Source organism: Sphingomonas sp. Leaf10, from assembly GCF_001421245.1.
Lineage (GTDB): Bacteria > Pseudomonadota > Alphaproteobacteria > Sphingomonadales > Sphingomonadaceae > Sphingomonas.
The window spans coordinates 124845-151045 of the sequence record NZ_LMKE01000001.1; the positions used below are offsets into that span (position 1 = coordinate 124845).

Annotated in this window: 29 protein-coding genes and 1 tRNA gene; 19 read left to right on the forward strand and 11 right to left on the reverse strand. The window is 66.3% G+C overall.

Going from position 1 to position 26201, the window contains the following annotated elements; all coding sequences use genetic code 11:
• Positions 1–2 precede the first annotated feature (2 nt).
• The 4 genes from ASE59_RS00590 to ASE59_RS00605 all read right to left on the reverse strand — a co-directional run bounded on the left by ASE59_RS00590 (position 3) and on the right by ASE59_RS00605 (position 6435).
• Entirely contained in the window at positions 3–1478 is a 1476-nt protein-coding gene (locus tag ASE59_RS00590; RefSeq protein ID WP_056450845.1) for a tryptophan halogenase family protein, read from the reverse strand.
• The gene (locus ASE59_RS00595) at positions 1475–2488 is read right to left on the reverse strand and encodes a cupin-like domain-containing protein (protein WP_056450848.1); all 1014 of its coding nucleotides are present in this window, start codon (positions 2486–2488) and stop codon (positions 1475–1477) included. The genes ASE59_RS00590 and ASE59_RS00595 overlap by 4 nt, the downstream gene beginning before the upstream one ends.
• Positions 2485–3186, reverse strand: coding sequence for a SapC family protein (locus tag ASE59_RS00600; protein ID WP_200913129.1), 702 nt, complete (start codon positions 3184–3186; stop codon positions 2485–2487). Before ASE59_RS00600 ends, ASE59_RS00595 begins: the two co-directional genes overlap by 4 nt.
• Positions 3187–3288: 102 nt before the next feature.
• The gene (locus ASE59_RS00605) at positions 3289–6435 is read right to left on the reverse strand and encodes a TonB-dependent receptor (protein WP_056450851.1); all 3147 of its coding nucleotides are present in this window, start codon (positions 6433–6435) and stop codon (positions 3289–3291) included.
• A 290-nt stretch (positions 6436–6725) separates the two neighbouring features.
• On the opposite strand from ASE59_RS00605, the gene ASE59_RS00610 reads away from it, so the two are divergent.
• From ASE59_RS00610 to ASE59_RS00655, 10 genes are read left to right on the forward strand one after another with little or no spacing between them, the layout of a single operon-like run.
• Positions 6726–8192, forward strand: coding sequence for a methyl-accepting chemotaxis protein (locus ASE59_RS00610; protein WP_056450853.1), 1467 nt, complete (start codon positions 6726–6728; stop codon positions 8190–8192).
• A 49-nt stretch (positions 8193–8241) separates the two neighbouring features.
• Positions 8242–8505: an STAS domain-containing protein gene (locus ASE59_RS00615; protein ID WP_056452583.1), complete on the forward strand. Its 264-nt coding sequence runs from the start codon at positions 8242–8244 to the stop codon at positions 8503–8505.
• Between the two features lie 16 nt (positions 8506–8521).
• Entirely contained in the window at positions 8522–10696 is a 2175-nt protein-coding gene (locus ASE59_RS00620; protein ID WP_056450856.1) for a chemotaxis protein CheA, read from the forward strand.
• Positions 10693–11556 (forward strand): CheR family methyltransferase, encoded by an 864-nt coding sequence (locus ASE59_RS00625; protein ID WP_056450859.1) that lies wholly within the window; start codon positions 10693–10695, stop codon positions 11554–11556. The genes ASE59_RS00620 and ASE59_RS00625 overlap by 4 nt, the downstream gene beginning before the upstream one ends.
• Positions 11553–12581, forward strand: coding sequence for a protein-glutamate methylesterase/protein-glutamine glutaminase (locus ASE59_RS00630; protein WP_056450862.1), 1029 nt, complete (start codon positions 11553–11555; stop codon positions 12579–12581). Before ASE59_RS00625 ends, ASE59_RS00630 begins: the two co-directional genes overlap by 4 nt.
• Positions 12569–13126, forward strand: a complete 558-nt coding sequence (locus tag ASE59_RS00635; protein WP_082457988.1) for a chemotaxis protein CheD — start codon at positions 12569–12571, stop codon at positions 13124–13126. The genes ASE59_RS00630 and ASE59_RS00635 overlap by 13 nt, the downstream gene beginning before the upstream one ends.
• A gap of 29 nt (positions 13127–13155) precedes the next feature.
• Positions 13156–13518, forward strand: coding sequence for a response regulator (locus ASE59_RS00640; protein ID WP_056452589.1), 363 nt, complete (start codon positions 13156–13158; stop codon positions 13516–13518).
• Between the two features lie 26 nt (positions 13519–13544).
• Positions 13545–13982 carry a chemotaxis protein CheW gene (locus tag ASE59_RS00645; protein WP_056450865.1) on the forward strand — a complete coding sequence of 146 codons (438 nt, stop codon included), beginning with the start codon at positions 13545–13547 and terminating at the stop codon, positions 13980–13982.
• A 33-nt stretch (positions 13983–14015) separates the two neighbouring features.
• Entirely contained in the window at positions 14016–15017 is a 1002-nt protein-coding gene (locus tag ASE59_RS00650) for a chemotaxis protein CheB (RefSeq protein WP_235515592.1), read from the forward strand.
• Between the two features lie 5 nt (positions 15018–15022).
• Positions 15023–15292, forward strand: coding sequence for a hypothetical protein (locus ASE59_RS00655; RefSeq protein WP_235515593.1), 270 nt, complete (start codon positions 15023–15025; stop codon positions 15290–15292).
• Between the two features lie 18 nt (positions 15293–15310).
• Here the strand turns inward: ASE59_RS00655 and ASE59_RS00660 are convergent, their stop codons facing one another.
• Both ASE59_RS00660 and ASE59_RS19395 read right to left on the reverse strand, forming a co-directional pair.
• Positions 15311–15514 (reverse strand): hypothetical protein, encoded by a 204-nt coding sequence (locus ASE59_RS00660; RefSeq protein WP_056450875.1) that lies wholly within the window; start codon positions 15512–15514, stop codon positions 15311–15313.
• Between the two features lie 2 nt (positions 15515–15516).
• Positions 15517–15672 carry a hypothetical protein gene (locus tag ASE59_RS19395; RefSeq protein ID WP_156359813.1) on the reverse strand — a complete coding sequence of 52 codons (156 nt, stop codon included), beginning with the start codon at positions 15670–15672 and terminating at the stop codon, positions 15517–15519.
• A 136-nt stretch (positions 15673–15808) separates the two neighbouring features.
• Here ASE59_RS19395 and ASE59_RS00665 point away from each other — a divergent pair, with 136 nt between their 5' ends.
• Both ASE59_RS00665 and ASE59_RS00670 read left to right on the forward strand, forming a co-directional pair.
• Positions 15809–17404 carry an ATP-binding protein gene (locus tag ASE59_RS00665; protein WP_082457989.1) on the forward strand — a complete coding sequence of 532 codons (1596 nt, stop codon included), beginning with the start codon at positions 15809–15811 and terminating at the stop codon, positions 17402–17404.
• Positions 17401–18081, forward strand: a complete 681-nt coding sequence (locus ASE59_RS00670; protein WP_056450881.1) for a response regulator transcription factor — start codon at positions 17401–17403, stop codon at positions 18079–18081. Before ASE59_RS00665 ends, ASE59_RS00670 begins: the two co-directional genes overlap by 4 nt.
• 20 nt (positions 18082–18101) lie before the next feature.
• Here the strand turns inward: ASE59_RS00670 and ASE59_RS00675 are convergent.
• The 4 genes from ASE59_RS00675 to ASE59_RS00690 form a co-directional block, all read right to left on the reverse strand.
• Positions 18102–18175 (reverse strand) — tRNA-Thr (locus ASE59_RS00675).
• A gap of 51 nt (positions 18176–18226) precedes the next feature.
• Entirely contained in the window at positions 18227–19108 is an 882-nt protein-coding gene (locus ASE59_RS00680; protein WP_056450884.1) for a hypothetical protein, read from the reverse strand.
• Positions 19090–19374: a hypothetical protein gene (locus ASE59_RS00685; RefSeq protein ID WP_056450887.1), complete on the reverse strand. Its 285-nt coding sequence runs from the start codon at positions 19372–19374 to the stop codon at positions 19090–19092. The genes ASE59_RS00680 and ASE59_RS00685 overlap by 19 nt, the downstream gene beginning before the upstream one ends.
• Entirely contained in the window at positions 19371–20675 is a 1305-nt protein-coding gene (locus ASE59_RS00690) for a replication-associated recombination protein A (protein WP_056452592.1), read from the reverse strand. Before ASE59_RS00690 ends, ASE59_RS00685 begins: the two co-directional genes overlap by 4 nt.
• Positions 20676–20773: 98 nt before the next feature.
• On the opposite strand from ASE59_RS00690, the gene ASE59_RS00695 reads away from it, so the two are divergent.
• From ASE59_RS00695 to ASE59_RS00725, 7 genes are all read left to right on the forward strand, one after another.
• Positions 20774–21319: a PadR family transcriptional regulator gene (locus ASE59_RS00695; RefSeq protein ID WP_056452597.1), complete on the forward strand. Its 546-nt coding sequence runs from the start codon at positions 20774–20776 to the stop codon at positions 21317–21319.
• On the forward strand, positions 21316–21633 hold the full coding sequence (locus tag ASE59_RS00700) for a DUF2218 domain-containing protein (protein ID WP_056450890.1): 318 nt from the start codon (positions 21316–21318) through the stop codon (positions 21631–21633). The genes ASE59_RS00695 and ASE59_RS00700 overlap by 4 nt, the downstream gene beginning before the upstream one ends.
• Positions 21634–21664: 31 nt before the next feature.
• The gene (locus tag ASE59_RS00705; RefSeq protein WP_056450893.1) at positions 21665–21931 is read left to right on the forward strand and encodes a UvrB/UvrC motif-containing protein; all 267 of its coding nucleotides are present in this window, start codon (positions 21665–21667) and stop codon (positions 21929–21931) included.
• Positions 21932–22097: 166 nt separating this feature from the next.
• Positions 22098–22478: a MerC domain-containing protein gene (locus ASE59_RS00710; protein ID WP_056450897.1), complete on the forward strand. Its 381-nt coding sequence runs from the start codon at positions 22098–22100 to the stop codon at positions 22476–22478.
• Between the two features lie 40 nt (positions 22479–22518).
• The gene (locus tag ASE59_RS00715; RefSeq protein ID WP_056450900.1) at positions 22519–22989 is read left to right on the forward strand and encodes a Fur family transcriptional regulator; all 471 of its coding nucleotides are present in this window, start codon (positions 22519–22521) and stop codon (positions 22987–22989) included.
• A gap of 86 nt (positions 22990–23075) precedes the next feature.
• On the forward strand, positions 23076–24998 hold the full coding sequence (dxs, locus tag ASE59_RS00720) for a 1-deoxy-D-xylulose-5-phosphate synthase (RefSeq protein WP_056452600.1): 1923 nt from the start codon (positions 23076–23078) through the stop codon (positions 24996–24998).
• Positions 24995–25447, forward strand: coding sequence for a hypothetical protein (locus ASE59_RS00725; protein WP_056450903.1), 453 nt, complete (start codon positions 24995–24997; stop codon positions 25445–25447). Before dxs ends, ASE59_RS00725 begins: the two co-directional genes overlap by 4 nt.
• On the opposite strand, the gene ASE59_RS00730 is transcribed toward ASE59_RS00725, so the two are convergent.
• Positions 25407–26075 carry an RBBP9/YdeN family alpha/beta hydrolase gene (locus ASE59_RS00730; RefSeq protein ID WP_056450908.1) on the reverse strand — a complete coding sequence of 223 codons (669 nt, stop codon included), beginning with the start codon at positions 26073–26075 and terminating at the stop codon, positions 25407–25409. The genes ASE59_RS00725 and ASE59_RS00730 overlap by 41 nt on opposite strands.
• Positions 26076–26201: the final 126 nt, after the last annotated feature.

Sequence of the window (26201 nt, forward strand, 5' to 3'; positions counted from 1 at the left end):
GTTCAGCTTTCGCTGCGGCAGTAACGGTCGAGGAATTGCTGGTGCGTCGGTAATGTCGCGACGGCGGCGGCGATGTTGCTGCGGAGATCGCCGAGCACTGCCGCCAGCTGACCCGGCGGCATCAGCTTCGCCAGCGGATGGTGACCGTGCGGTTCGAGCCGCTGGCCGAGCATCACCTGCAACCACGATCCGACGCGGAACAGGTCGTCGGCCGACTGATACGCATGGCCCCCTTCGGCAAACAGCGCGATGCGTTCGGCCAGCGTGTCGGGCGGAGGCGTCTCGCGGCGCTCCTGCCAAAAGGGTTCGGGCCGCTGGTTCAGGTGATAATGGAGCAGGACGAAGTCGCGCACCGCCTCGATCTCGCGGCGCGACTGGTCGCTGAAGCGGGCGCGGGCGGCTTCGCCCGGATGACCGAAGGGGAGCAACTGTACGAGACGCGTGAGCGCGATCATCACCAGATGGATGCTGGTTGATTCGAGCGGTTCGACGAACCCGCTCGACAGGCTGAGTGCGACGCAATTGCGCTCCCATGTCGCCAGCCGCCGCCCGGTACGAAAGCGGATCAGGCGTGGCTCGATCAGCGTCCGTCCATCGACAGACGACAGCAGCCGATCGCGCGCGGCATCGTCGCTCAGATGGCTCGAGCTATAGACCAGTCCGTTGCCGACGCGGTGTTGCAGCGGGATCTGCCAGCGCCAGCCGGCATCGTGCGCGATGGCACGGGTATAGGGCGGGGCGGGGCCGGTCGCCGCGGTCTGCACCGCCAGCGCGCGGTCGGTCGGCAGCCAGTGGCTCCAATCCTCGAACCCCACGCCCAGCGCCTGTTCGATCAGCAGCGCGCGAAAACCGGTGCAGTCGAGGAAGAGGTCGCCCGTGACCCGCCGCCCGTCGTCGAGCACCAGCGCTGCGATGTTCCCGCTCTGCCCGTCGAGCTCGACACGGTCGATCCTGCCCTCGATCCGCGTCAGCCCCTGCGCCTCGCTGTGAGTGCGCAGATAGGCGGCATAGCGGCCGGCATCGAAATGATAGGCATAGTTGAGCGGCGCGTCGGGTCCGGTCGCGAACCGCCCGGCCTCGGCGGCTTCATGTTCGAGGCAATAGGCGCCGATCGGCCCTGCCGCGCCTTGTGCGCGCGCCTCCAGCCAGAAATGCTGAAAGTCGCCCATCCAGGTCGATCGGCCGACCTCGCCGAACGAGTGGAGATAGCGGTCGCCGTCGCGCGCCCAGTTTTCGAACGCGATGCCCAGTTTGAAGCTGGCACCGGTCGCGGCCATGAACTCGGCTTCGTCGAGGCCGAGCAGCGCGTGGAAGGAGCGGATGGTGGGGATCGTCGCTTCGCCGACGCCGACCGTGCCGATGTCTTCGGATTCGACCAAGGTCACCTCGACCAGCGACGCCAGCTGCCGGGTCAGCAACGCGGCGGCGAGCCAGCCAGCGGTACCGCCGCCCGCGATCACGATCCGCATGGGGGTCATCGGTTCAGCCTCTGCAACAATCGCGCGCGCAACCGGCGGGCGGCGGGTTCATCGAGCGGGGCGAGATCACCCTGGATCGCAGGCGGCAGGTGCGCCCGCGCAGCATCGCCGCCGCTCCACACATAATGGTCGAACATCGCGGCCCATGCCGCGCGCTCCGCCGCCGGGCGGTCCCGCAGCGATAGCAGCGCATGGAGCAGCGTCGTCATCGGGCTGTCGGCGAAGGCGGGGGCGTCGTTCCACCAATAGTTGATCATGGCGTTGAACGGCGACAGCGCCTCGACATTATGCCACCACAAGGCCGGGTAGAAGAGCACGTCACCCGGCTCCAGCTCGGCGACCTGCGCATGGGCCAGCGCCTCGGCAACGCGTGGGAAGCGGTCGAGGTCGGGCGCGCGCAGGTCGACCATGCTCACCACCTGCCCACCGGGGGTGGGTTCGAGGGGACCTGGATAGAGGTTCGCGACCTGATCGGGCGGGAACAGGGTGAAGCGCCGCCGCCCGACCATGCATGCGGCAAGGTTGTTCGACATGTCGTAATGGGTCGCGGCGGTGGTGCGGTTGCCGATCCAGATGCTGACCATCGGCGTGGGCGTTCCGGCCGGCCATGGCAGGTCGTTCTCGCCACGCAGGCCGGGGAGGTACAGGTCGAGGTCAGTCGACCCGACATAGATGGCGGGGGCGGCGGGATCGTCCAGCCCCGCCGCGATGCGGTCGAGGCAGGCGGACAGGCCGGTGCGCGCCGCTTCGAAATTGAACCCGCTGAAATCGTCGCGGTAGAAAAAACGCCCGCCCATCGCCGCATCGCCAGTAAGAGCGACGACCGGCCTTCCGCCATCGAACCGCTTGAGATAGGCGATGGCACTGTCGACGCCGGTTTGGCCCGCCGCGACTAGCGGCCAGTCTGCAGTGAGGCCCCGCAGGACCACCGGCTCGTTCGTCGCGACCAGTGCCGCCGGCGACCAGTCCGCGCTCGCCGCGATCGACTGGACGATGCGCCGAGCGTTCACGTGCCGTGCCGCCGTTGCCGGCGCTCGATCAAGCGGGGGATGTTGTCGAGCGAGGCCGACGCCATGAACGCCGCGCGCAGCGCGCCGCTGCGGTGGAGCGTCGCCAGTGTCTCGGCATCCAGCGCATCAAGCCGGTCGTCGGCGATGACGAGGATGTCGGCAATGGCGCAGGTCTGTCCGTCGCCCAGATCGACCTCGATCGTGGTCGGGCGCAGCAATTCGGCCGCGTCCCAGGCGGCGAACAGCGGGGCGTTGATGGTTTGCCCTTCCCGAATTACGGCTAGTACCGCCTCGACATGCGCCAGATAGGGAGCGGTGCCGCCGTGGCGCAGATAGAGCGCCTCCCCCGAGCCGTCGCGCTGCAAGCGGGGGTCGTCGAGGTCGATGCGGATGCCTTCGCCCGAAGGGTCGGGTGCGAACGGCCCGCGTTGGCGGACGGCGGGAACATAGCTGGCCGACCAGATGCCGTCGGCGCCAAGAAAGAGATTGTCGTCGGGGTCGAGGCCCAGCAGCGCGACGGCATAGGTGCCGCCGCGATCGTCGCGGCGGAACAGGATCGGATAGTCGCGCTGCGCTGCCTCGAACTCGTTGGGGAAGAGCAGCACCTGATTGACCGCATCGCCATGCGCGGCACCGTGTTCCACCGCGACGGTCAGGTCGTGATGGTCGACATTGTTGAGCAGCACGGTGTTCAGCATCGCGATCCTTTGGGCAGCAGGCCGCCATGGTATGAAGGGCAGGTGGCAAAGAAAAGAGCCGTCCGGGGGTGCGAACGGCTCTTTCCAGTCACTTGACCGCGATCAGAAGCGGTAGCGGGCGCCGAGCAGGAAGCGGGGCTTCAGTTCCTGTGCAAAGACCAGCGCGTTGCGATCGCGCCCATATTGCACCAGCGGCTCGCTGGTCAGGTTCACGCCCTCGATCGACACTGCCATGCTGTCGCTGATGTCGTAGCTGATGTTGAAGTCGAGCGTGCCGAAGGGAGCGACGAACAGCGGGTTGCGGCTGTCGCCCTGATTGGTCGCGGCGAGGAACTTGTCGCGCCAGTTATACGACACGCGCGCCGACAGGCCGCTCTTGTCATAGATGATCGACCCGTTGGCACTGTCGCCAAGCCCGGTCAGCGCGAACACGTTGACGCTGGGGTCGGCGGCAATGTCGGCATTCACGTCGCCATATACCTTCGTGTAGGACGCCTGCACGCCGAAGCCGGTATTGCCGAAGAAGTGCTGCCCGGCCAGTTCGAAGCCATAGATATGGCCGTCGCGGTTGTTGACCGGCTGCGACACCGCGAAGTCGTATAGCGGGTCATCCCCGTTAGCGAAGATGTCGACCGATTGCAGGATGCTGTTGACGTAATCCTGGTTCAGCGCGCCCGCCGCATTCCGGTTCGCCTGGAAATTGGCGTCGGCCTGTGCGGTGTTGCCGCCATTCTGGCTGAGCAGCGCGGTATAGGTGAACAGGTTCACGTCGCTGAGATCGGCGCCCAGTGCGCGCAGCCGGTCGGCCGCCGTACCCGATCGCGTGCCCGCCGCACCCGACGATGGATCACGCAGGTCGAACAGGCTGCGGTTGAAGACGCCGGTGCCGATGAAGTTGCGCACCCGCTTGTCGAAGAAGCCGAGCGAGACATAACTCGACGGCTTGTAATACCACTCCACCGACACGTCGAAGTTGTCGGAGACCAGCGGCAACAGCCCGGCATTGCCCGAGCTGCCGGTCGGACGACCGCCCAGCGCGACCGGCCGGGTCGGTGGACCCGCCGTGGTCGATGCGAACAGGTTGCCGTAATCGGGCCGCGCCAGCGTCCGGCTGGCCGAGGCGCGGGCGACGAAGTTGTCGAACACCTCGATATTGAAATCGATGGCCGGCAAAAGGTTAGTGTAGCTGCCACGCTGCGAAACGGTGGACGAGGTGGCCGAGATCACCGACGAGAAGTCGTTGTCGGCGTCCCACTTTATCGCCGAGGGCACCGCCTGCAACGCGGTCGAGCGGACCTTGGTCTCTTCATAGCGCGTGCCGAAGACGAGGTTGGCGGTGCGGCCGGCAATCTCGCCCTTCCACGTGATCTGGCCGTACACGCCCCAGATTTTTTCGCCGACCTGATCGAAGTCGTTGGCGGTCGTGTTGATCGGGTTGGCGGCGTAGAAGTTCGAGAACAGGTCGTTCAGCACGACCGCGTTGCCGCGGAAGGCGGTACGCTTTACGTCCGCTGGGCTGAAGCTGCTGAACTTGCAGTCGAGGCAGAAGGTCTTGACGACGTTCGAGGCGAGCCGCTGGACGATGCCCGGATCGGTGATGCCCCAGTCGCCGAGCTGCTGCTGCGTCTGCACCCGCGCGCTGGTCATCTGTGCGTCGGTATAGGTGCCGCCGACATCGAACCGGCTGCCGCCGCCCAGATCCCAGCCGAGATCGGCGCGACCGCCGTTGATCCGCTGCCGCTGGGTCGCGGTGTTGGTCCGCCCGATCTGCGTGCCGAGGTCGCCCAGATCGAGGACGCCGTTGCCATTGCCGTTGATCGTGTCGTTGATCGTCTGCGTGACGCGGGGGAAGCCGCTGCTGTAATCGATCGCCTGGCTGCTGATGACCGGAGCGCCGAGCGACACCAGTGTCACCGACGTGCCGTTGGCGGCGTCCGGCGTCGACTTCGAGATGGCATGATAGCCATCGAGATTGAGCGTCAGATTGTCGGTCATCTCCCACTTGCCGTTCAGGCCGTAGGACTGAAGCTGGGTCTTGGTGGCGCGGAACTGCTGTTCGAAGCCCTGATCCTTCACGCCGTTGATCGATTCCGAGATGAAATCGGGGGTGGCGATCACGTCGTTGCCGTTGAAGCGGATCTCGCCGAACGGACGGTTGAACCAGTTGGTCTGCTCGCTGCGCTGCTCCTCCAGCCGGTTCTGCGCGAACAGCGCGTCGGCGGTGAAGGTCAGGCGTTCGGTGGGCGCGAGTTGCAGCACCGCCTGTCCGTTGATGCGTTCGCGCTTGTTTTCGGAGAACTGGTAGCGGCTGTCGTTCGGGACCAGCGTGAATTCGGTGGTCGGGCGGCTGCCGATCTGCGTCTGGCCGTTGACGTACGGGCCGGCGGGATTGAGCACGTCGGCGGTCGGGACCACGGTGAAGTAATTGGGTGCGCTTTGTGCCGAGGTGCTGTCGCGGCGCTGATAGCTGCCGAAGATCGACAGGCCGACGCTGCGCCCGTCGTTGCGCCAGCTGACCAGCCCCGAAACTTCGGGCAGGACGCGGGCGCCCTCGCCATCGTTGGTGCTCAGGTCGTGCAGCGCCTTGACACCGAACGATCCGGTGACGCCGGTCTCGCGCGATTCCAGTGGCTTGCGGGTGACGACGTTGATCGCCGCGCCGATGCCGCCCGACGGAATGGCGGCGCGGCCGGTCTTGTAGACCTCCAGCGCCGATACGCCTTCCGATGCGAGATTCTGGAAGTCGAACGACCGTCCGGTGCCGCGCGCGAAATCGCCCGCGCCGCTGGTATCGACGTTGGACGCGGGAAGCTGGCGGCCGTTCAACGTGACGAGGTTGAACCCGCCCGAGAAACCGCGGACCGAAACCTGCGAGCCTTCGCCGTTGACGCGGTTGATCGACACGCCGGTGATCCGCTGCAGCGACTCGGCGAGGTTGGTGTCGGGGAACTTGCCGATATCCTCGGCCGAGATTGCATCGACGACGCCCGCCGAGTTGCGCTTGATATCGATCGCGCGGTTCAGCGAGGCGCGGATGCCGGTGACGACGATTTCGCCGCCATCTTCCTGCACGGGGTCTTGACCGGTCGGCTGGGCGACGCTGCCCTGCGCGCCTTCGGTCACGCCCGGCTGGGCATTGGTGGCGGTGTCAGCGGTCTGCGCGGCGGCGATGCCGGGTGCTGCGAACAAGGCGGCAAGCGCGATCGTCGACGACGTACGCGCGAGCGTGTGCAGAAGGTGACCCTTCATACGAAATCTCCCCTAGGGTGTCTGACGGTTCGATCCGTCCATCATTGGCGTCGGCTGATCCGACATTGGTAACGCTACCAATATGTCCGACGTTGTCAATGCGCGAACTGCCGATTCGCGGGCGCTAAGATATTATATTGTATCCATATTTCAGGCGGCTCGCGGGTGCTCTGATCGCGAGAGATGGGGCATTGTCGATGTTAACCGTAAATTATGGGCCGGTCCGTATACCCCGACGATCGATACGACGACGCCGCCGTGCGAGCGCGTTCTCGGGGGAGCAGGTTACGATGAACTGGTTCAGCAAGAATGCGCCGATCCGCACGAAATTCCTCGCCATGGGGATCATCTACGTCACGTTGATGTGCGTCCCGTTCGCCACGACGGTGCTCGCGGTGAATGACACATTGTCCGAAGCGGCGCTGCTGGGGATCAACGGCGCGACCATTCTCGTTGCCATTCTGCTCGGCATCATGTTCCGCAACGTCGTCTGCGGACCCTATGTCGGCACCGTCGAGCGCATGGAAGGGATCGCGCGCGGTGACGTCACGACGCCGATCGGCTTTGCCGACCATCGCGACTGTGTCGGCCGTATGGCGCGGGCAATGGAAGTGTTCCGCGAAAACGGTCGCGTCGTGAAGGAAGCCGCCGCCGCGCAGCAGCAGGTCGTCGGTTCGCTGGGGCAGGGGCTGTCGCGCCTCGCAGCCAACGACGTGACCTATCGCATCGAACAGAGCTTCCCGTCCGATTACGAACGCCTGCGCATCGATTTCAACGCGGCGATGGATGCGGTGTCCGAAGTATTGTCGGCCGTGCGCGACGCGACCAGTGGCATCAACAACGGTGCCAACGACATTCGTCAAGCATCGGACGACCTGTCGCAGCGCACCGAGCAGCAGGCCGCCAGCCTCGAAGAGACCGCTGCCGCGATGGACCAGATCACCAGCACGGTGAAGGAAACCGCGACCGGTGCCAGCCGCGCCAACACGGTCGTCATCGAAACCCGCGACGAAGCCGAACAGTCGGGCGACGTCGTCCGCCGCGCGGTAGAGGCGATGAACGGAATCGAGCGCGCCTCGGGCGAAATCGGTGAGATCATCAGCGTCATCGACGGCATCGCGTTCCAGACGAACCTGCTGGCGCTGAACGCCGGGGTCGAGGCGGCACGGGCCGGTGACGCGGGGAAGGGCTTTGCCGTCGTCGCGAGCGAAGTCCGCGCACTGGCCCAGCGTTCGGCCGATGCGGCCAAGGACGTGAAGGCCAAGATCACCGCCTCGTCCGAACAGGTCGCGATGGGCGTCGAACTGGTCAGCGAGACCGGCAAGGCGCTGCAACGCATCATCACCCGCATCGGCGAGATCAGCACGCTGGTCGGCACCATCGCCACCTCGGCCGATCAGCAGGCGACCGGTTTGCAGCAGGTCAACACCGCCGTCGGCGAGATGGACGGCGTGACGCAGCAGAATGCGGCGATGGTCGAACAGGCGACCGCCGCTGCCCGCAGCCTGGCCGAAGAAGCGCAGGAACTGGCACGACAGGTGGCCCGCTTCACCATCGGCTCGGGCTTCCACGGTCATGGCAATAGCGGCCATGTCTCGCAAATGCCGACCGCCGTGCACCGGTTGCAGGCACGCGCCGCGCAGGTCGGTCGCGAAATCGCCCGCTCGTCACGCAAGAAGATGGCGGCAGGCGGCGGCAGCGCCGCGCCGATGGCGGCCCCGGTCGTCGTCGACGAAGACGACTGGTCCGAATTCTGATCCGCGCGCCCTCGCGCGACCCCAACGTCCCTTCCGATTGGACCCGATCATGCCCATCGCCCTAGCCGCCGTCCTCGACACCGCCGCCGCCGACCCGCTGCGCCAGACGCTGCACACCGCGATCGACGCCGGCAAGCCGATCCGCCTCGATGCATCGGGCGTCGAACGCATCGGACAGGCCTGTCTGCAAATCCTCGCCGCCGCAGAGGCTGCGGCCGAGACTGCCGGCATCGATTTCACCATCGTCGGCGCCAGCCCGGCGTTTGCCGACATGGCGACGCTGGCGGCCCTCGACACCCTTCTCGCCGCCTGATCCGGAGCGAACCGTCATGGACCTCGACGCAATTCAGCAGATCTTCTTCCAGGAATGCGAGGAAGGCCTTGCCGCGATGGAAGGCAATTTCGCGGCGCTGCGCGACGGCGACCGCGATTCGGAAACGATCAACGCCGTCTTCCGCTGCGTGCATTCGATCAAGGGCGGAGCGGGTGCGTTCGGCCATGAACGCCTGCAAGCCTATACCCATCAATATGAAACGCTGCTCGATCTGATCCGCAACGGTACGCTGGAACTGACGCCGACGCTGCTCGACGTGGTGATGGGCGCGTTCGACATGCTGGCCGACCATGTCGCCGCCGCGCGCGATGCCGGCGAACCGCCCGCCGATGCGGCGATGCTCGACCGACTCGCCGCCGCCGCCGGGGGCGGCGGCGCGCACGGTGCCGCACCCGCAGCGGCGGCGCCCGTCGCGGCCGAATCGGTCGCGATCTCCGACGATTTCGACGACCTGATGTCGCTGCTGGGCGACGTCGCCCCGTCCGAAGATGGCGCCGATGCCGCCGATGGCTGGCGGTTGCGTTATCAACCGGGGAGCAATGCGTTCGAACATGGCGCCGAACCGCTGTTGCTGCTGCGCGAACTGACGCTGCTGGGCGGCAAGGTGACCCGGTGCGACCGTAACGCGCTGCCGGTGCTCGAGGCGATCGATCCGGAAACCGGTTATCTGGCATGGGACGTGGCGCTGCCCGCCAGCGTCGCCGAGGACGATATCCGCGCGGTCTTCGAATTTTCCGACAGCAGCGCGATCACGCTGAACAAGGGCGATGCGTCGCCGGTGATGGACGATGTCGATTCGCTGTTCGACCTGCTCGACTCGGTCGTGGAACCGGTGATTGCCGAGCCGGTAATGGTCGAGCCGGTAGCCGTCGAACCGGTCGCGCCGCCGCCACCCCCGCCTCCGCCCCTGGCGGCAGCGCCGGCCGCCCCGGTCGATGATGCGAAGGCCGCGCCGCGTGCGCCGGCCGCCGCCGCCGCTCCGGCCGCGCAAACGATCCGCGTCGACCTCGACAAGCTCGATCGGCTGGTCAACCTGGTCGGGGAACTGGTGATTACCCAGGCGATGCTCGCGCAGCGTCTTGCCGAAAACGCGATGGGCGGCATCACCGAACTCAGCGATCTCGAACATCTGACGCGCGAATTGCAGGAATCGACGATGGCGATCCGCGCGCAGCCGATGAAGACGGTGTTCAGCCGCGTGCCGCGCATCGTCCGCGAACTGGAGGGTGAGACCGGCAAGCGCGTCCGCCTAGAGGTGGAGGGCGAGATGACCGAGGTCGACAAGACGGTCGTCGAGCGCATCGGCGAACCGTTGACCCACCTGATCCGCAACGCCGTCGACCACGGCCTCGAAATGCCCGATGTGCGCGTCGCCGCCGGCAAGCCGGCCGAGGGCGTCGTCCGGCTGTCCGCCGCGCACCAGTCCGGCCGCATCGTCATCACCGTCGCCGATGACGGGCAGGGCATCAACCGCGCGCGGGTGAAGGCCAAGGCGATCGAGAAGGGCATCATCCTGCCCGACGCGGCGCTTACCGACGAAGAGATCGACAACCTGATCTTCGCGCCCGGTTTCTCGACCGCGGCGGCAATCACCAACGTCTCCGGACGCGGCGTCGGCATGGACGTGGTGCGCAAGAACATCCAGGCGCTGGGCGGCCGCATCGGCATCCAGTCGCGCGAAGGCTTCGGATCTAGTTTTTCGCTCAGCCTGCCACTGACGCTGGCGGTGCTCGACGGGATGATCGTGACGGTCGGCGAACAGACCTTCGTCATTCCGCTGGGGCATATCGTCGAAAGCCTGCGCCCGACCGACCTGACGCTCAACCGGCTGGGGCCGGACGGGCAGTTGCTCGACGTGCGTGGTTCCTATGTGCCGGTGCTGCACATCGCCGATCACCTCGGCATCGCCGGGGCACAGCGCAACGCGACCGATGCGGTGCTGATCGTGGTCGAGGGTGATCATGGGCAGGCGGCGCTGGTGGTCGATTCGATCCAGGACCAGCGGCAGGTCGTCGTGAAGAGCCTCGAAGCCAATTACCAGGCGATCGACGGGGTGGCGGGGGCCACCATCCTCGGCGACGGGCGCGTCGCGCTGATTGCCGATGTCGATGCGCTCACCACCCGCGGTCGCTTCACCACCAGCCGCGCCCCGGTGGCGATCGCCGCATGAGCGCCGCCGCTGCCCTCGACAATGGCCGGGCCAGGGAGTTCGACTTCCAGCCCGCCGACCACCGCGCGATCGCCGCGCTGGTGTATGAAGAGGTCGGCATCCTGCTGCCCGAGGGAAAGGCGCAGCTGATCTACGGCCGGATCGCACCGCGCGTTCGCGCCTGCGGCCTGTCGAGCTTCGCCGAATATGTCGCGTTCATCGGCAGCGATGCCGGCGAACGTGGCCGTGCGGTCGACGCGCTGACGACCAACCACACCAGTTTTTTTCGCGAAAACCATCATTTCGAGGATTTCGTCGATCGGATTTGGCCGGGGCTGGTCGACCGGCTGAACAAGGGCGGCCGCGTCCGCCTGTGGTCGGCGGCCTGTTCCAGCGGTGAGGAACCCTATTCGTGGCTGATGGCGGCGTTCGGCGCCGATCGCAGCCTCGCGCAGCGGCTGCTGAAGGCCGATCTGCGGATGCTCGCGACCGACGTGTCGCCCAGCGTGCTCGAAAAGGCGCGGACCGGGCGATATTCGAAGGAGACGATGCGGACCGTGCCTGCCGGATTGCGCAGCGCATGGACACAGGGGGAGGGCGACGACCTGATCGTCGACCCGGTTCTGCGCGACGCGATCGCGTTCAAACCGCTCAACCTGCTCGGCGACTGGCCGATCAAGGGACGGTTCGACACGATATTCTGTCGCAACGTCATGATCTATTTCGACGAACCGACCAAGGAGAAGCTCTTGAGCCGGCTCGCCGACCGACTGGAGGTGGGGGGGATGCTGTACATCGGTCATTCGGAGCGGTTGCTCGGCGCGGTAACGGGGAAATTCCGCCCGATCGGTCGCACGGCGTATCAGAAGGTGACGGCATGACGGTCCGCGCGCTGGTCGTCGACGACTCCTATTCGATGCAGGCGATCATCCGCCGCAAGCTGCAGGCCGATCCGGGGATCGAGGTCGTCGGTACCGCCGCCAGCGCCGACGAGGCGCGCGCGCAGATCAAGGCGCTCGACCCCGATGTCGTCACGCTCGACATCGAGATGCCGGGGATGAGCGGCCTCGACTTCCTCGAACGGCTGATGCGGCTGCGCCCGACGCCGGTCGTGATGCTCTCGACGCTGACCGCGCAAGGGGCGGAAGCGAGCCTGACCGCGCTGGAGCGCGGCGCGTTCGACTGTTTCGACAAGAACCGGCTGATGGCACATAACGACCATAGCGGGTTCGAACTTGCCGATCTGGTCCGCGCCGCATCGCAGACCCGGCCGGCCGCGCGGGTCGCACCGGTCGCGCCGGTGGTCCACGAACGCCCCAGCTATAGCCCACGTCCCGGATCGATGATCGCGATCGGCGCGTCGACCGGTGGCGTCGAGGCGCTGATCGAACTGCTCTCCGCCTTTCCAGCCAATTGCCCGCCGACCATGATCGTGCAGCATATGCCGGCGACCTTCACGCCCAGCTTCGCCGCGCGTCTGAACCGCCTGTGCGCGCCGAGTGTCGAGGAAGCACGCCCCGGCGCGGTACTGGGCGTCGGCAAGATTTATCTGGCACCCGGTGGCGAGCGCCACATGGAACTGGCCGGTATCGGCGACCGCCGCCATTGCCGCCTGCTGGAAGGGGACAAGGTTAACGGCCATCGCCCATCGGTCGACCGGCTGTTCCATTCCGTCGCGAAGCTGGCCGGGCGCGATGCCACCGCCGCGATCCTGACCGGCATGGGCAGCGACGGGGCGGAGGGGATGAAAGCGATGCGCGCCGCGGGCGCCATGACCTTCGGCCAGGACAAGGCGACCAGCGTCGTCTACGGCATGCCCGCTATCGCGTGGCAGATCGGCGGCGTCGCCGAACAATTGCCGTTGCGCCGCATCGCCGGCCGGCTGCTTGCGGAATGTGCGCTGTGAGTGCGTTGCAGGCCCGCGATGGTCTGCGCCGGATCACGGTCGCACAGGGGGAGACGCAGGTCAGCCGCGAACCCGATGTCGTGCTGACCACGGTATTGGGCAGCTGCGTCGCCGCCTGCTTCTATGACCCTGTCGCGCAGATCGGCGGGATCAACCATTATCTGCTGGCCGATGGAACGGCATCGGACCCGGCATCGATGCAACGTTACGGCGTTTACGCGATGGAAGTACTCATCAACGCAATGTTGACCATGGGTGCGGCAAGATCGCGTTTGCGCGCCCGAATCTTCGGCGGTGCAACGATGCGGGAAGGATTTCGTGATATCGGGGGTGCCAACATCGCGTTCGCCCGCACCTTCCTGCGCAACGAGCGGATCGCGCTGGTCGGCGAGGATGTGGGCGGCACACAGGCGCGCCGGGTCGAGTTTCGCGCGGCGGTCGGGCTGGCGCGGTGCCGGTCGGTGGTCGATGCGGCCCCGCCGGTGATCGTGGTCCGCAAGCCGCCACCGCCACCCGCCGCCGTCGGCGATGTGGAATTTTTTTGATGACTGATTTCGTACCGAGGGAGCCTACCGTGGCAAAGACGATCATGACCGTCGATGATTCGCCCAGCATGCGGATGTTGCTGCGCGTCGCGCTGACCGATCTGGGATATAGCGTCGTGGAGGCGGAGGACGGTGTCCACGCGCTCGAAAAGCTCGACGGCTTTCATCCCGACCTGCTGATCACCGACATCAACATGCCGCGCATGGACGGGTTCGGCCTGATCAGCGAAGTGCGCGGGCAGGGGCGCCGCAACCTGCCGATCCTGGTGCTGACCACCGAGAGTTCGTACGAGAAGAAGCGGCGCGCCCGCGATGCCGGGGCGACCGGCTGGATCGTCAAGCCGTTCCACCCCGAAAAGCTCGCGGCGGCGATCCGCCGCGTGCTGCACTGACCCGTTTCCGGCCCGAGGATTAGAGCATGTCCCGCCAACTCATCACCTTTCAGCTGGGCGACCAGATTCTGGGCGTCGACATCATGGCGATCCGTGAAATCCGAGCATGGTCGCCGGCGACGCCGCTGCCCAATGTGCCGCCCTATGTCCGCGGTGTCGTGAACCTGCGCGGCGTCGTGCTGCCGGTGTTCGACCTGCGCCACCGGCTGAACTGGGGCCAGACCGACCCGTCGGCGCGTCACGTCATCATCGTCGTGCGCATCGGCGAGCAGTTGCAGGGCATCATCGTCGATGCGGTGAACGACATCGTGTCGATCCACCCGGATGCGATGCAGCCGATCCCCGACATGGGCGACACCGAATCGTCACGCTTCCTCGAAGGATTGGCGACGATCGACAATCGCATGATCCTGGTGCTCGCGCTCGACCGTCTGGTCGACCAGCCGATCGCCGAAGCCGCCTGAAGTACCGCGTAATCTTTTTGGGACAATCACATCATGGCTGCTAGCACGAAGGTTCTCGTCGTCGACGACTCGTTGACCATGCGGGCGCTCATCTCTGGGGCGCTGGAGCGGATTCCGGGTGTGGAAGTCGTCGGACTCGCCGATGGTGCCGACGAGGCGCGGTCGATGGTCGCGTCGCTCAAACCCCATGTCATCACGCTCGACGTCGAGATGCCGGGCATGAGCGGCATCGAATATCTGGCCGAGATCATGGAATCGAAGCCGATGCCGGTCATCATGTTCTCGACCCGCACCACCGATGGCGCGGGCGAGACGATCGAGGCGCTGCGACTCGGCGCGATCGACTGCCTGCCGAAACCGCGCGTCGCGGCGCCGGCCGAACTGAACGCGATCATCGCGAAGCTCGGCAAGCGCATCAAGTCTGCGCGCAACGCCCCGATGAAGTCGAAGGGGCCGGCGGCCAAGGCCGCGCCGCCGATCAACTGGAACGGTCGCCTGATCGTGCTGGGCGGCGATGCATCGAGCACCGCGTCGATGTTCGACATGTTCGGTGCCTTTCCCGCCAACTGCCCGCCGACGATCGTCGTCCAGCATCTGGGTCCGGGGCTGGTCGAGGGCATGGTCGAAAAGCTCGGGTCTCAGGTCGCGCCGAAGGTCGTCGTCGCTGAGGACGGCATGGCGATCAAGCAGGGCACCATCTATTTCGCGCCGCAGGGCGATCATCATGTCGTCGTCGACGCATGGCCCTCGGGCAAGCTGCGCCTGCTGGCGCGGGATCCGGTGGCGGGCGAGCGTCCGTCGATCTCGCTGCTGTTCGCCGCTGCTGCCAAGGCTGCGGGTGCCAATGCGGTCGGGGTGCTGATGATCGACGGCAGCGAAGACGGCGGCGGCGGGCTGAAGGCGATGCTTGGCGCGGGCAGCTATGCCTTTTCCCCGGCAGAGAATGGCGGCCATACGCTGGGGCGCGGCATGGTGGCGCAGCCGGTCGCATCCGACGCGCTGACCGCCAGCGTCTTGAAGCTGTGTTCGAAATGAACGCGGTGTCGACCTTTCCGCAGCCGATCCCGATGGGCGACGCACTGGCCGACGAGCTGGTGCGCGCCTCGCGGATGCTGGGCGACCTCGCCTTCGATCTCGGCAGCGACGAGGCGACGTTGCGTCGGCACCTGACGGGCCTGCAGTCGATCGATCACGTCACGCAGATCCTGCTGAATCTCGCCACCGTGCTGCGCGGGGGCGATGGGCAGGACCGGCTGGCCGAAGTGACGCTGGAAGACATGCTGGAACGGCTGCGCCGCCACATCGGCTGACCGACATGGCGTAGCGCGCTATCCCGGATGGTTCAGTGCCAGTGGCAGGAAGCACAGCGCGGCACCCACCGCGACCCAGATCAGGCCGCGCAGGTTGCGCGTCGCAGCGCTTCCGGCGGCATGGGCGAACGCCTGGTCCGATACCAGGATCAGCTTCAGGAAGCCGATGGTCATCACGATGTTCCCGATCGGGATCGCGACGAAGGCAACGATGTCGACCATGGTCAGTGCGGACAGTCGCTGACCGCGAGCAGCGCGGCCTTCAGCCGGTCGCGTTCCTCACGATAGGTGAAGGCGGCGCGTTCGACCTGATTGAACCGGCGATCGGCGTCCAGCAACGCGTCATTCAAACGCTGACGACGAATAAACGGCCACTGCATACACCCTCTCCTGCACGACTAGTTTGGGGGCGGGGGAGGTGCCGGACGGAATCGATCTTCCGCTCAGCTTTGCCATCGCAACGCCCGAAACACGCGCTAGTCCGAAGCGACGGCAAGCCGTTACTATAGCTTTACTATGTATGGACGTACCCTGCCGCCCGATTACCCCTCGGTCGGGGCACGCCGGCCGCAGCGCGTTCGTGGGAGTGGACCTGCCGATATGCCGTCGCATCCGATCACTGCCGACCTCGCCTCGCGCGGGTTCAAGCTGTCGCTGACCCGGCAGGGGCTTGCCTCGACCGCGACCGTCATCCTCGTCCTTGCGCTGGTCGGTAATCTGGTCGCGGCCCATTATGACGAAGTCACCGCCGCGCTGGTGTTCATGCTGGGGGTTACCGTTGCCGGGGCGGTCGGCGGCCTGTCGAGCGCGCTGATCGCGGCGGGGGCGGCGTTCCTGATCTTCAATTTCTTCATTACCCAGCCGGCCTTCTCGTTCCGGCTCGGCACCGAACGTGATCTGGCGCCGCTGTTCATCTTCAATCTTTGCGCGATCGTGACCGGCATCCTTGCCGGACGGCTGCGTGACCGGTCGGAACTGGCGAAGCTCGGCAATGCCCGGCTGACCAACCTCCTGCGGCTCAGCCGGGCGTTGCAATCCGCCGGGCGCGTCGCCGACATCACCGCGGCGCTTGCCGCCGTCGCCGAACCGATCCTAATCGCCCGCCTGACGCTGTTCCGACTGCGGCCGGGTGGCGTCGAATGTCTCGGTCCCGCAGATACCGCGCGCGACGTCGATGCGATGGTCCCGGCGCTGCTCGCCAGCGACGACGGGATGCTGGTCGAGCGTCCATTGGTGGCGATCCGACTGGATGGTAGCGAGGGCGCGATCGGCGTGCTGCTGCTGGAGGAATCGGGCGCCGGGCCGATGGACCTCTATCTGCTGCGAACCTTTGGCGGCAGCGTGTCGGTCGCGTTCGAACGCGCCATCCTGTCCGAACAGAATGCCGAACGCCGCGCGAGCGTGAAGGCGGAGGAGCTGAAGACCGCGTTGCTCAATTCGGTCAGCCACGATTTCCGTACGCCGCTGACCGCGATCAGCGCATCGGCATCGAGCCTGCGCCTCTATCGCGACAAGCTGGACGCCGATACGTTCGACCAGTTTCTGCGCCAGATCGTCGACGATTGCGAACGGCTGAACCGCTACACATCGAACCTGCTCGAAATGAGCAAGCTGGAGGTGGGCGACGATCCGGCATCGCTCCAGACGCTGGGCGTGGCCGACATGATCGGCGTCGCGATCCAGCGGGTGCGTCCGCGTGCCTGCAACCGCCATTTCGAAACGATCGGCCTCGACACGCACATCGCGGTGTCGGCCAACCCGGCGCTGTTCGAACTGGTGCTCATCAACGTCCTCGACAATGCAATCCTCTACAGTCCCGATGACACGCGCATCGTGCTGAGCGCCGAGGATCTGGGCGATCGCTGCCGGATCGGTATCGCCGACGAGGGTTGCGGTATTCCGGAGGACGACCTAGTCCGCGTGTTCGAACGTTTCTACCGGGTCCGCCGCAGCGAGGCTTCGCCGCGCGGCAGCGGACTGGGGCTGGCGATCGCCAAGGGCTTTGTCGAGGCGCTGGGCGGATCGATAAAGGCACAGACGCCGGGCGTCGCGAACGGAGGCACCAAGATCGTTATCGAACTGCCGATCGCCACCGGAACCCGCGCGCGATGATCCGGATCCTGATCGTCGACGACGAACCCTCGCTGATCGCGGTGCTGGAGCCGAGCTTGCGTGCCGCGGGCTATGACGTCGCCACCGCCTGCGACGGCGGATCGGCGGTCGCGGCGGTCAAGCGCAGCGACCCCGACCTGATCCTGCTCGACCTCGGTCTGCCCGACATGGACGGGAAGACGGTCATCGGCGCGGTGCGCGCAATCAGTGCCGCGTCGGTCATCGTCGTGTCGGCACGTCATCAGGAAAGCGAAAAGATTGCGGCACTCGACGAAGGCGCCGATGATTACGTCAACAAGCCGTTCGAGATCGGCGAACTGACCGCGCGCATCCGGGCAGCGGTGCGCCGGCGGGCCAGCGTCCGCGTCAAGCCGCGCACGTACGTCAGCGGCCCGCTGGCGATCGATTTCGACGCGCGGTCGGTCCGGATCGAGGACGAGCCGATTCGCCTGTCGCGCAAGGAATTCGATCTGTTGCACGCGCTGGCGATGAGTGCGGGACAAGTCGTCACCCATAAACGGCTGTTGGAAGTCGGCTGGGGATCGGCATCGGCGGACAGCCAGTATCTGCGCGTCTATATTGGCTATCTGCGCCAGAAGCTGGAGGAGGATTCAACCGACCCTCGGCTGATCCTGACCGAACCGGGCGTCGGTTACCGGCTGGCCCCGCCCGGCTGACCGGGGTGGGCGGAGAACGGTGGTGCCCCGTGCAGGAATCGAACCCGCGTCTCTTCGTTACAAAGGAAGCCGTTTACCATTAACGTAACGGGGCACACCCGATCGCCCTGTACCAAGCAGGATCGGCGAGCACAACGGCCGGCAGCTATCGCACGCCGAACGTCCACCCCTCGGTCCGCGCCACCATCGGCGTCAGCCCTTCCGGTGCCCAGAGCGCCGCATCCCCGGCCACCGTCCGCAACCACGCCGCGCTCAACAGCGCGTCGGTGGCATGATCGTTATAGCGCGCGATCGGCACATGCGCCGCACTGCCAAGCGTCGCCAGCGCCGCATCGAGCGAAGCTGCGTCGTGCAGCTTGCTCAGCCCCTTGCGCACCCCCGCTGCCCGCGCGGCGATGGTGGTGTAGATTTCGACGATCACCGGTCCGGTCGTCGGCACGGGATCGAACGGCCAGACCGGCACCTTGCCCGCCAGCCGGTGGAGCACCCGCATCCCGGTAAGGCTGGATTTGCCGACTTGCGCCGCACCGACCAGGTTGAAGCAGCTGGTCGGCGACAGTCCGGCCAGCAACTGGCGTTCCTCGCACAGCCGCAACCGCCCGCGTCCGCCGCCGAACCGGTCGCCGCACGCGCGTTGCCGCCGGAAATGGCGCGACAATTCCGCATCGGCGACCACCGAAGACGCCGCCAGATACGGATCGTCCGCGCTCATCCGGTCGACCATCGCCCAGAGCGACCGCGCATCGTCCGGCGATTCGTCCCAGCCCGGAAAATAGCTGCCCCGATCGAGGAAGGGCAGGGCCGGCGACAGGTCCAGCCCGATCAACATATCGGCCCGACTGTCCGCCAGTCCGGCCAGCCAGTCGATCACCCACTCCCGCGACCAGCCGCCCGCGCGGACCACCAGCGCCGGTCCACCGACGCCGACTTCGGCGACCGCCAGACCCTTCGGCCGAGCCACCGCCTGACCCGACCAGTCGATCGCGGCGAACCGGGTGAAACGCCGCGTCAGGGGCGTCCGCCCCATGCCCTACGCTGCGCGATAGTCGCCCGGTCCCACCATGTCCGACGCAGCGGCATCGCGATTTGATCGCCGGCATCGGTCCCGTAGCGCACCAGCACCACCAGCCAGCCGCGATACTGGTCGGTCTCCCAGAAGGTCGCCGGATCGGGTGCGGCCGTACCGGCCAGCGTCTTGGCCCGGAACCGCAGCGCCGGCCGGCCATCGCTGCTGCCTTGCTCGACGGCCGGCAGCGCACAGCCGGCCGCGACGACCTCCGCCCAATCCCTCATGCCTGCCGCCGTTCGTCCCACCACGCCATGCGTTCGGCAATGCGCTGTTCGAACCCGCGCCCGGTTGGTTCGTAGAAACGCTGCGGCGTCATCTCGTCGGGCCAGTAATTCGCGCCCGAAAATCCGTCCGCATGATCGTGGTCATAGGCATAGCCCTTGCCATAGCCGATATCCTTCATCAGCCGGGTCGGCGCGTTCAGGATCGATTGCGGCGGCATCAGCGACCCCGTCTCGCGCGCGCTGGCAAAGGCGGCCTTCTGCGCCTTGTACGCCGCATTCGATTTGGGAGCGGTGGCGAGGTACAGGCACGCCTGCACGATCGCCAGTTCGCCCTCGGGACTGCCCAGAAACTCGTACGCGTCCTTGGCGGCAAGGCATTGCACCAGCGCCTGCGGATCAGCGAGGCCAATGTCTTCACTGGCAAAGCGCGTCAGCCGGCGCAGGACATAGAGCGGTTCCTCACCCGCCGTCAGCATCCGCGCCATGTAATAGAGCGCCGCCTGCGGGTCCGATCCGCGCAGCGATTTGTGCAGCGCCGAGATCAGGTTGTAATGCCCCTCGCGGTCCTTGTCGTACACCGCGACCCGTCGTTGCAGCAGGGACGACAGCCCCGCCGGGTCGAGCGGTTCGGGCAATTCAATCGAGAACAACGTCTCTGCCTGATTGAGGAGGAACCGTCCGTCGCCATCGGCGCTCGCCACCAATGCCGCACGGGCGGCGTCATCAAGGGGGAGGGGGCGTTCCTCCGCCGCTTCCGCGCGCGTCAGCAGTTCGTTCAGCGCGGTCGCGTCCAGCCGATGGAGGATCAGCACCTGCGCCCGGCTGAGCAGTGCGGCGTTCAGTTCGAACGACGGATTCTCGGTCGTCGCCCCGACCAGCGTGACCGTGCCATCCTCGACATAGGGCAGGAAACCGTCCTGTTGCGCCCGGTTGAAGCGATGGATTTCGTCCACGAACAGCAACGTGCGTTTGCCGATGCGGCCATGGTCGCGCGCCTCGGCGAACACCTTCTTCAGATCGGCGACGCCTGAAAATACCGCCGAAATCTGCGCATAGCGAAGGCCCACCGCATCGGCGAGCAGCCGCGCGATCGTCGTTTTGCCGGTACCCGGTGGTCCCCACAGGATCATCGACGACAATTTGCCCGCCGCCACCATCCGCCCGATCGCGCCATCCGGTCCGGTCAAGTGATCCTGCCCGACCACCTCCGCCAGTGTCTTTGGCCGCAACCGGTCGGCGAGCGGCCCGCCGGTCGGCGTCTCGGGCGGGGGCGGGGCGAAGTCGGCGAAAAGGTCGGCCATGGCAGCAATATAGGGTGCGCCAAAAAAAGCCGAAAGCCGCTCTTGCATCCGATCGTTTGAGATATATCTCATCGTTCAAGATATATCGGAGAATGAAAATGCGATTTGGAATGGGATATGATTCATGGACCGGCGGGCCGGGCATGGGCGGACGCGGGCGGCATGGCGGCCCGCGCGGTCCACGCGGGCGGGTGCTGGGCGGTGACGAACTGAAGCTGGTGCTGCTGGCGCTGATCGCCGAGACTCCGCGACACGGCTACGACCTGATCCGCGCGATCGAGGCCCGCACCGGCGGCGCCTATGCGCCCAGCCCCGGGGTCGTCTACCCGACGCTCACGCTGCTGACCGACATGGGCCTGATCGGGGAACAGGCGAGCGAGGGCACGCGCAAGCTGTTCGCCGTGACCGAGGCAGGCACCGCGCAACTGACGACCGATGCGCCGCAGGTTTCGGAACTGTTCGAACGGCTTGCCGCGCTGGGCGAACACCGGGCGCGTACGGATGCCGGCCCGATCCACCGCGCGCGTGCAAACTTGCGCGCCGCGATCCACCACCGCCTGTCCGCTGCGGACGTCGACACCGAAACCCTCCACCGCGTCGCCGCCATCCTCGATGAAGCCGCGCAGAAAGTAGAACGCCTGTGACCGAACATACCGCCACCGCGACCGTCCCGACCGCCGATGCCAGCCGGTATCTCCAGCAACTGTGCAAACATTGGCAGCATAACCTGACGGTCGAATTCGATGCGAACCACGGCACCGTCACCTTCCCGCGCGATGCGCGCGGTGCCGACCACCCCGCCGACGCGCTGGTGACGTTCGATGCCGGCGACGACGCGCTGACCGTACGCATCGATGCAAGCTCGCCCGAACAGCTCGAAGGCTTGGAAGGCGCCGTCGTGCGCCATCTCGACCGTTTTGCCTTTCGCGAAGCACCGCTCGCTTTCGACTGGCGATGAGGCGCGGCGGGGCTTCGTGCGTTCAGGTCGTATGACCGAATCGATCGAAACCCTGCGCCAGCAGATGGAGGCCGCCGCCGCCGCGATGGATTTCGAAACGGCGTCGCGGCTGCGCGATCGGATCAATCTGTTGCGCGGCGGTGCGGCGGAGGACGCGGCGCAGGTTGCCGACACCGCCGGCCTGACCCGACAGCAGCCGGGCGCAATGGGGCTGGGCACCAGCCGCCAGCGCGTCGAACCGCCCAAGGGATGGAAGCCGCCGAAAAAGCCCGACCTGATGGTCACCCGCAAGCGGTAGCGCCTGATCCAACACACCGGAAACACCGCTCCAGCCAAAACGATCGCACGGATCAGGGACTTTCCAACCCGCTGCCCCACCCATCGAACCAAATCCGCATGACGACGTTCAATCGCCGATGAAGCGTTATGTTGTATCTTCGCGCGATCCGGGGCATAAGGCGCCCATGCGCAGTTCCGCCGCTCGAACCTGGTTGCAGGAAGGTCGCCTCGACCGTGCCGGCATGTTGTTGTCCGCGCTTTGCGCGGTGCATTGCGTGACGACGATCGCGGTCATGGCGTTGCTTGCTTCGGTGGGCGGGGCGCTGCTGCATCCCGCGATCCACGAAATCGGCTTGGCCTGTGCGGTGCTGCTCGGCATCGTCGCGCTCGGGGCGGGCTATCTGCGCCACGGCCAGCGGCTGCCGACCGCGATCGGCAGCCTCGGGCTGGCGATCATGGCGCTGGCGCTGACCCTGCCGCATGGCGTGCCGGAGGCGATCGCGACCCTGAGCGGCGTCGCGCTGCTGGCGTACGGACATCATCTGAACCGCCGCGCCGGCTGCTGACCGGCTTGCCGCGCCCGGTGCGGACGCTTATCTCGTTGGAATGGCGCACGAGCATCACGAACATCACGGCCCGGAATGGAACAAGGCCGCCGAAGCAGCCCTGACCAAGGCCGGCGAACAATGGACCGCGATGCGCGCAAGCATCTTCGACGTGCTCGCCTCGTTCGACAAGCCCGCCTCCGCCTATGACATCGCCGATGCCGTATCGAAGGCGCAGGGTCGGCGCGTGGCGCCCAACAGCGTCTATCGCATACTCGACCTGTTCGTGAACGCGAACCTCGCCCGCCGCGTCGAAAGCGCCAATGCCTATCTGGCGAACAGCCATCCCGACTGTATCCACGACTGCATCTTCCTCGTCTGCGACCGGTGCGGACAGACGACGCATATCGACGATGACCGGATCACCGGCAGCGTCCGGTCGGCGGCGAGCGGCGCCGGTTTCACCCCCGTCCGCCCCGTGATCGAAGTGCGCGGCACCTGCGCCGACTGTGCAGGATCGGTGCAGGACTGACGCTTTCCCAAGGGATCATCGCCCTTTGTCCGCGCGCGGTACGACGAACAATCGACAGTCTGCTTCACCTGCGATAAGCACGGATGATGGCCGATCCAATTAGCACGCCGCTGCTCGATACCGTTCAGACGCCCGCCGATCTTCGCAAGCTCTCCGCCGGCGATTTGCGACAACTCGCCGATGAATTGCGACACGAAACCATCAGTGCGGTCGGTACGACCGGCGGTCATCTCGGCTCGGGTCTGGGCGTCGTCGAACTGACGGTCGCGATTCATTATGTGTTCGACACGCCGGCCGACCGCCTCGTCTGGGACGTCGGTCACCAATGCTATCCGCACAAGATCCTGACCGGCCGCCGCGACCGCATCCGCACGTTGCGGCAGGGCGGGGGGCTGTCGGGCTTCACCAAGCGATCGGAAAGCGAATACGACCCGTTCGGCGCGGCGCACAGCTCGACCTCAATCTCGGCTGCTTTGGGCTTTGCCGTCGCCAACAAGATCGCCGGTACGCCTGGCAAGGGCATCGCCGTGATCGGTGACGGCGCGATGTCGGCGGGCATGGCGTATGAGGCGATGAACAACGCCGAACAGGCCGGCAACCGGCTTGTCGTGATCCTCAACGACAACGACATGTCGATCGCGCCGCCGGTTGGTGGCTTGTCGGCTTATCTGTCGCGCATCGTGTCGAGCCGTGAGTTCCTAGGTATCCGCGAGGCGTTCAAGAGGATCGCCCGCAAGCTGCCCCGCCCGCTGCACACCGCCGCGCGCAAGACCGACGAATTCGCCCGCGGCATGGCGACCGGCGGTACCTTGTTCGAGGAACTGGGCTTCTATTATGTCGGCCCGATCGATGGCCACAATCTCGATCATCTGATCCCGGTGCTCGAAAATGTCCGCGATGCCGAGGAAGGCCCGATCCTCGTCCATGTCGTGACGAAGAAGGGCAAGGGCTATGCCCCGGCCGAGGCCGCTGCCGATAAATATCATGGCGTTCAGAAGTTCGACGTCATCACCGGTACGCAGGTGAAGGCGCCCGCCGGCCCGCCACAATATCAGAACGTGTTCGGCGAGACGCTCGCCAAGCTGGCCGCGACCGACGACCGCATCTGCGCGATCACTGCGGCGATGCCGTCGGGCACCGGCCTCGACAAATTCGCGAAGGCGCACCCGACGCGTTTCTTCGACGTCGGGATCGCCGAACAGCATGCGGTGACCTTTGCCGCCGGCCTTGCCGCGCAGGGGATGCGGCCGTTCTGCGCGATCTATTCGACCTTCCTCCAGCGTGCCTATGACCAAGTCGTGCACGATGTCTGCATCCAGAATCTGCCGGTCCGCTTCGCGATTGACCGCGCCGGGCTGGTCGGCGCTGACGGCGCGACGCATGCCGGCAGTTTCGACGTGACCTATCTCGCCACGCTGCCGAACATGGTGGTGATGGCGGCGGCGGACGAGGCCGAACTGGTCCACATGACCTATACCGCCGCCGAATATGATGCCGGTCCGATCGCGGTCCGCTATCCGCGCGGCAATGGCGTCGGCGTCGCGCTGCCCGAAACGCCGCAGAAGCTGGAGATCGGCAAGGGGCGGTTGGTCCGGGAAGGCAACAAGATCGCGATCCTGTCGCTCGGCACGCGGCTGGAGGAAGCGCTCAAGGCCGCCGACGCGTTGGAGGCGAAGGGGTTGTCGACCACCGTCGCCGACCTGCGCTTCGCCAAGCCGCTCGACGAAGCGATGATCCGCCGCCTGCTGACCACCCACGAAGTGGCGGTGACGGTCGAGGAGGGCGCGGTCGGCGGCTTGGGCGCGCACGTCCTGACCTTCGCCAGCGACACCGGCCTGATCGATGCCGGCCTGAAGCTGCGCACGATGCGCTTGCCCGACACTTTCCAGGACCAGAACAGCCCCCAGAAGCAGTATGATGAAGCCGGCCTCAATGCGCCGCAGATCGTCGATACGGTGTTGCAGGCGCTCCGCTGGAACGAAAGCGGGGCCACCGAAGTCCGCGCATGACCGGCCCGCAAAAGGCGGTCGCGATCATCGCGCTGGCGGTGATCGCGCTCGGCTGGTTCAATTGGCGGATGTGGCGGCGGTTTCGGACGGCGAAGGCCTATCGCGCCGGCTGGGGCAAGGCGGATTTCGACGCGATGGTCGCCGACAACGGCGTGTCGGCTTCGGTCGCGGCACTGACCCGCGAACTGGTCGCGCCCCATTACGGACAGGGGGTCGTCCCACACCCCGACGACGACTTCGCGCGCTTCCTGGTGATCGACGACGAAGAGATTTCCGATCTGGTTGAGCAGGCACGGGAACGGCTGGGCATTCCCGTGCCAACCCCGATCGACCCGGTCGAACTGCCGCCGATGAAGGACGTCCGCGACCTCGCCGTTTATCTCGGTTCGATCGCGGCTGACCCGGCGTTCAACGCAGAAACTGTCCCTGCGCCGCTTCGGTCGCGTTGATCGCCAGCACCGATCGCGCATCGCTGGGATGGCGGACATTGCCATGGCCGTCGCCCGACGCGGCGATGACGCGTTCGAGCAATTCCTGGCCCTCTTCCCACCAGCCGATGCCGCTGGCGGCATTCAGATGCCCTTGCGGTCCGGCATCGACGAAGTGGCTGCCCCAATCGACCGCCATCGAATGCGCGCGTTCGATCGACACCCACGGGTCGTCGGTCGATGCGACGACCAGCGAGGGGAAGGGCAGCGAGAAGCGCGGTGCCGGGGCAAAGCCCTGCAATTCGGGCGGTGCGCCGGGGCGATCGACATCCGCCGGCGCGACCAGCAAGGCGCCTGCAACCGGCCAGCCATAAGGCTGCGACGACAGTTGCGCCCACCACGCGACTGCAAGACAGCCGAGTGAGTGCGCGGCCAGCACGACCGGCGCCTGCGCCTGTCGGATCGCCTGATCCAGCTTCGTCACCCAGGCATTGCGTAAAGGACGCGACCATAAACCCAGTTCGACGCGTGCCGTGTCCGGCCGCGACTGTTCCCACAAGGTCTGCCAGTGCGACGGCCCGGAGCCGTTCAACCCGGGCACGGTCAGCACCGTCGGCAGGGCGGTCGGAAGTGTCGAAAACTGCGCCATCGTCACTCTCCTGCGGTTCGGTTCGAAACGGTGGAGGCCGACCCGCCAGCTTAGGGGGAGGGTCGGGTCCGGGTCAGCCTCCGACGAACAAGATATTCCTACTGCAAAGATAGGCAATAGCCATTC

Bases quoted from the DNA above. Each gene is read 5' to 3' on its own strand.
- ASE59_RS00590 (WP_056450845.1), bottom strand. From the start codon at position 1,478: ATGACCCCCATGCGGATCGTGATCGCGGGCGGCGGTACCGCTGGCTGG.
- ASE59_RS00600 (WP_200913129.1), bottom strand. From the start codon at position 3,186: ATGCTGAACACCGTGCTGCTCAACAATGTCGACCATCACGACCTGACC.
- ASE59_RS00605 (WP_056450851.1), bottom strand. From the start codon at position 6,435: ATGAAGGGTCACCTTCTGCACACGCTCGCGCGTACGTCGTCGACGATC.
- ASE59_RS00610 (WP_056450853.1), top strand. From the start codon at position 6,726: ATGAACTGGTTCAGCAAGAATGCGCCGATCCGCACGAAATTCCTCGCC.
- ASE59_RS00615 (WP_056452583.1), top strand. From the start codon at position 8,242: ATGCCCATCGCCCTAGCCGCCGTCCTCGACACCGCCGCCGCCGACCCG.
- ASE59_RS00620 (WP_056450856.1), top strand. From the start codon at position 8,522: ATGGACCTCGACGCAATTCAGCAGATCTTCTTCCAGGAATGCGAGGAA.
- ASE59_RS00625 (WP_056450859.1), top strand. From the start codon at position 10,693: ATGAGCGCCGCCGCTGCCCTCGACAATGGCCGGGCCAGGGAGTTCGAC.
- ASE59_RS00630 (WP_056450862.1), top strand. From the start codon at position 11,553: ATGACGGTCCGCGCGCTGGTCGTCGACGACTCCTATTCGATGCAGGCG.
- ASE59_RS00635 (WP_082457988.1), top strand. From the start codon at position 12,569: ATGTGCGCTGTGAGTGCGTTGCAGGCCCGCGATGGTCTGCGCCGGATC.
- ASE59_RS00645 (WP_056450865.1), top strand. From the start codon at position 13,545: ATGTCCCGCCAACTCATCACCTTTCAGCTGGGCGACCAGATTCTGGGC.
- ASE59_RS00650 (WP_235515592.1), top strand. From the start codon at position 14,016: ATGGCTGCTAGCACGAAGGTTCTCGTCGTCGACGACTCGTTGACCATG.
- ASE59_RS00660 (WP_056450875.1), bottom strand. From the start codon at position 15,514: ATGGTCGACATCGTTGCCTTCGTCGCGATCCCGATCGGGAACATCGTG.
- ASE59_RS19395 (WP_156359813.1), bottom strand. From the start codon at position 15,672: ATGCAGTGGCCGTTTATTCGTCGTCAGCGTTTGAATGACGCGTTGCTG.
- ASE59_RS00665 (WP_082457989.1), top strand. From the start codon at position 15,809: ATGTATGGACGTACCCTGCCGCCCGATTACCCCTCGGTCGGGGCACGC.
- ASE59_RS00670 (WP_056450881.1), top strand. From the start codon at position 17,401: ATGATCCGGATCCTGATCGTCGACGACGAACCCTCGCTGATCGCGGTG.
- ASE59_RS00680 (WP_056450884.1), bottom strand. From the start codon at position 19,108: ATGGGGCGGACGCCCCTGACGCGGCGTTTCACCCGGTTCGCCGCGATC.
- ASE59_RS00685 (WP_056450887.1), bottom strand. From the start codon at position 19,374: ATGAGGGATTGGGCGGAGGTCGTCGCGGCCGGCTGTGCGCTGCCGGCC.
- ASE59_RS00690 (WP_056452592.1), bottom strand. From the start codon at position 20,675: ATGGCCGACCTTTTCGCCGACTTCGCCCCGCCCCCGCCCGAGACGCCG.
- ASE59_RS00695 (WP_056452597.1), top strand. From the start codon at position 20,774: ATGCGATTTGGAATGGGATATGATTCATGGACCGGCGGGCCGGGCATG.
- ASE59_RS00705 (WP_056450893.1), top strand. From the start codon at position 21,665: ATGACCGAATCGATCGAAACCCTGCGCCAGCAGATGGAGGCCGCCGCC.
- ASE59_RS00710 (WP_056450897.1), top strand. From the start codon at position 22,098: ATGCGCAGTTCCGCCGCTCGAACCTGGTTGCAGGAAGGTCGCCTCGAC.
- ASE59_RS00715 (WP_056450900.1), top strand. From the start codon at position 22,519: ATGGCGCACGAGCATCACGAACATCACGGCCCGGAATGGAACAAGGCC.
- dxs (WP_056452600.1), top strand. From the start codon at position 23,076: ATGGCCGATCCAATTAGCACGCCGCTGCTCGATACCGTTCAGACGCCC.
- ASE59_RS00725 (WP_056450903.1), top strand. From the start codon at position 24,995: ATGACCGGCCCGCAAAAGGCGGTCGCGATCATCGCGCTGGCGGTGATC.
- ASE59_RS00730 (WP_056450908.1), bottom strand. From the start codon at position 26,075: ATGGCGCAGTTTTCGACACTTCCGACCGCCCTGCCGACGGTGCTGACC.